The sequence below is a fragment of the Moorena sp. SIO3I6 genome (genome assembly GCF_010672095.1).
Genome location: NZ_JAAHHU010000397.1, coordinates 1 through 3,890, shown reverse-complemented (window position 1 = coordinate 3,890; position 3,890 = coordinate 1). Strand labels below are relative to the sequence as shown.

Genomic DNA, 3,890 nt, shown 5'->3' with positions numbered 1-3,890 from the left:
ATGGAGGCATTGCTGTGGAAACAGTTTCTTTCATGGGATTGGAGGGACAAAGTAACCAACCTAAAAACTAGACCCTATATAGGATAGCACTATTTATGCCTTTAATTATCGCGCTTAGTCCCACTAGGTCGTTGGATATCAACCCATGGTAGAGGTACCAATGTCAATGGTTCCCATGATGAGGAGCCGGATGAAGGGAAACCTTCACGTCCGGTTTTGTAGACGAGTTGGGTGAGGCGACTCCCCGGCTTAGTTTAACAAGCTTAAACCCATGAGCGGGCTAGAGATTTAGTACTAATGTTGCTGCATAAGTGACATGCTCCCTTCTGGATTAGCGATTCGGCGAAGCCGACGCTACGCGAACGCATTCTGGATTAGCGATTCGGCGAAGCCGACGCTACGCGAACGCATTCTTGGGAAACCCCAGTTAGTCTAAACTCCAGTTAAAAGCTCACGGGGTGATAACAATGCTAAAGCTCTCTGTCTGATTTGGTAAGTACTGTCAGCAAGATGCGTTCGCGTAGCGAACGCATTCAATCTTTATTGCCCTGATGCCAACATTTGCTTGGGTTTGTAGTCAGACCCAAGCTTGTTGGCACAGAATCCCAAATGACGGCTTTGACCAGGTTCGATCAATCGTCCCCAATCCAGCGGGGTGACCACATAGTTTTTAGAGGATTGAGAGTTTTCCATGTTACGGGGTTGGAAATTACCATTCCAACTATTGTTAATCGCAGCTTGATTCATTTGGAATGTTAATTCCCAGTCTTCAACCTTAGTGCTGCCCTCATTGATAACCTGTATGCCGATGCAAAATCCTTCTTGCCAATCTGAATGCAGGTTAGGTACCACTTTTAAAGGGACACGGTTTCTAGTCTGTGACCTTGTAGAGAGATTAGGGTTAGGGAGATTAGGGCTAGGTTCGGGTGTTGGCATTGGCTCCCTTAAACCTTGGTTGGTATCGGGTGGCGGTGAAGGTAAGGGTGCCATGTCGCTGGGTGTCGCACTGGGGGATGGTAAAGGTAGTGGCTCCTTTAAACCTGGATTGGCAAGGGGTGACGGTAGGGGTAGGGGTGTAACTTGCCTTGGTGTGACAGTTGGTGATGGTGCCGGTGATGGTGCCGGTAACGGTGCCGGTAACGGTGCGATTACACCAGGGTTGGTACGCCGGTTAGGTGGGGGTAGTGGTGCAACCCTCCTGGGTGTGGGATTGGATAGGGGTGGAGGTAGTGGTGCAACCCTCCTGGATGGCTGCCTACTTGGCGTTGGTGTAGGCATTTGCCCGATTGAGCTGGGTTGGGAATTAGGCAATGGCGTGGGCATTGGTTTGGTTCTGCCTGGTGGGAAACTTGGTCGCGGTATGGAAATTGAGGGGATAATCGGAGCAACTCCCACGTTCGGGGCGAAATTGTTGGCAATTAGCAGTCCCTGAAGCAGTTGTTGCTTAGGAGCCTCCACACTCTGCCAATCATCTTGCAGGATCCCGCCAGTATCCCCACTATTGGGATTCCAACTCCAGTAGGCAAAACTGAGGTTGTTTCGATTAATGTAATCTACCAGCCGCCGCTTCCAAACTCCCTCTTTTGAGTTAGGGTCTACCTCCTTACCACCGAATTCTCCGATCAAAATCGGCGCAATGCCTTCTCTAGCGATATAGTTCCAAGCAATTTCCCAGCGGTATTCCAAATTGTTAGGGAAACTAGGCTCTGAAAACCAAGGGTGATTGAAAACTCCAGGGCCGTATTCATGGGGGGAATAGACCAGCTTATTGGGATTAGACAAACGTACTGGATATTCCCTAACTCCTTCCAGATTACCCCCATGCCAATGGGTTGCTAGTCGTTGACCTGGAACATTCTTTTCCACACCTTCAACAACTATCAGCCAATTGGGGTTGACTGCAAGAATGGCATTACCAGCCCTCTGTGCTGCCAGTCGCCAGTCAGTGGCTAGATCGTTTGTTCCCCAGCTGGCTCGACCATGGGGTTCATTTTTCAGGTCTGCACCAATGACATTAGGCTGATTGCGGTAACGAGTTGCCAGCATTTTCCAGGTTTCTATCCAATCAGTTTCCGTAAACCCATCCCCATACCATAATGGAGGAATACGTTGGTCATTGAGTCGGTGACAGTCCAACAAAATTAATATGCCTTGCTGCTGGGCTTCCTTGATAATGGCATCCATGACCTCCAAGGGCGATTTACCGTAAAGCTCCCGATTGCTACCGATGTTGAAATCAATCCCACTGACCTCTGAGGCTCTTAGGGATTGGATAGAAAACGGCAGCCGAATCATGTTGTAGCCCAAGCTTTTGATCTGCGCCAACATATCCTTGTAGTCTCGTTTCCACAACCCATGAGGAGCATGCAACTCTGTCTCAATCCCAAACCAGTTCACCCCTCTGAGTAATATCGGGCGACCTAGGGAATCAAGTAGTTGTGATCCTTGGGTAGAAAGAGGTAGCTGCATGGTTCTTGCAGCATTGGCTGCATCAACAGGATGGTGAGAAGGCAAGGTTAATTCCATCAGGGATAAAAAGACTAACGCTAAGCCAAGACCAATGATTCGCCAAGGAAGTGTAAATTTGGTTCGCTGGTACTTAGGAAGCCTACTATGCCCAGGCTTGCGCCGTCGAGGCTGCCCGAAATGGCTGATGATTGTCAGCAGGATAGTTGATAGGATGCGGGCAACTCGGGATATGTGCCGGAAAAATCTAGACATCGGTTTCTACAAGAGAAGAGGTAGAGTTAGTCACAACTAGAGGTGCGACCCGTGGCGAATTTAATTCGCCAAGTAAGAGCGCACCTAAGAACTTGAGATTGAGCTTCCGTCACCCTGGCTAACTCGAAAAACTAAATTAAGCCACTATACTATATATAGGGCAATGGGTAGGTTACGATAGACAATCCCTTAATATCAATACCCAAAACTAGCCCTAATGTCAGTGTATCTCCTCAAAACCGAAACCCGACAATTCCCCTGGTTAAAAATCATGTAATGCTTGATGGGTAAAGGCTAGATTCGAAATCAACTAGGGATTTCTGGGAGGTTGTCACACAACCTTCACAAAGTGTCTTGACAGATTCCAAAGACTAAGTCAGGGCAGGTATTAAAAAAACTTACCAACTTTTGGGGGGGCATACAGTCGAACGCTTATTGAACATGGGTTTTAGTTCCATAACCCTTTTTAGTTTCCCCCACATCCACCTTCAAAACCCTCGGTTTTGAAGGGAGTATTCTGATTAATTGTAAAGTTCTCAGGTAATCACTAGGAACTGCAAGTTTCAATCTAGAAGGGGTTTATATACCTGCACTACTTATTTCTCTAAATATACCTTCACTACTTATTCATGTAAAATTCATAAACTTAGTGAAGGGTTTCATAAAACTTTTATGAAACATGGGATCACTACGGATTAACTTAAAGAAAAGCCAAAGTATTAAAGGGTGCAGCTACAAAAAACTTCTGCCGCTGACCACCGATAAGGAGTGAGCGAAAGACTAAACAGATCACAACTTGATCAAAACTTGGCAAAGTCTTACGCGGCTCAGGTTAAATGGCTGATGCGGCAACTATCGAAGGAAACTACTGATTATGACATCTCCGATTAAGCAATTTGTCCTGAAACCAATTGTATTTTCAGCTGCACTCTTTACAGTCCTAACCATACCACTAGCTTGGTTTGGCTCTAGACCTTTAAATATCCAAGTACAAGAGGAGCCAGTGTTTGACGGTAAACTAATGGACGTAGCTCCACCTTACTTGGGCTTAGCAGCGCTACTAAGTCTGACTGTAGGAACTGCTACAGTGGCGATGACCGGATGGCGCTCCGCTGACCGCAACCGGTCTGATATAGAGGCACAGTTATCGGGTCTTGAGGAAAATCTCA

General features: G+C 47.0%; 2 protein-coding genes. One reads left to right on the top strand and one right to left on the bottom strand.

What is annotated here, in order from left to right; translation table 11 throughout:
- Nucleotides 1-540 precede the first annotated feature (540 nt).
- The gene (locus tag F6K49_RS36730) at nt 541-2,721 is read right to left on the bottom strand and encodes a cellulase family glycosylhydrolase (protein ID WP_293070169.1); all 2,181 of its coding nucleotides are present in this window, start codon (nt 2,719-2,721) and stop codon (nt 541-543) included.
- Between the two features lie 874 nt (nt 2,722-3,595).
- On the opposite strand from F6K49_RS36730, the gene F6K49_RS36725 reads away from it, so the two are divergent.
- Nucleotides 3,596-3,890, top strand: a 295-nt coding sequence (locus tag F6K49_RS36725) for a hypothetical protein (RefSeq protein ID WP_366514271.1), incomplete at its 3' end; no start/stop codon positions are given.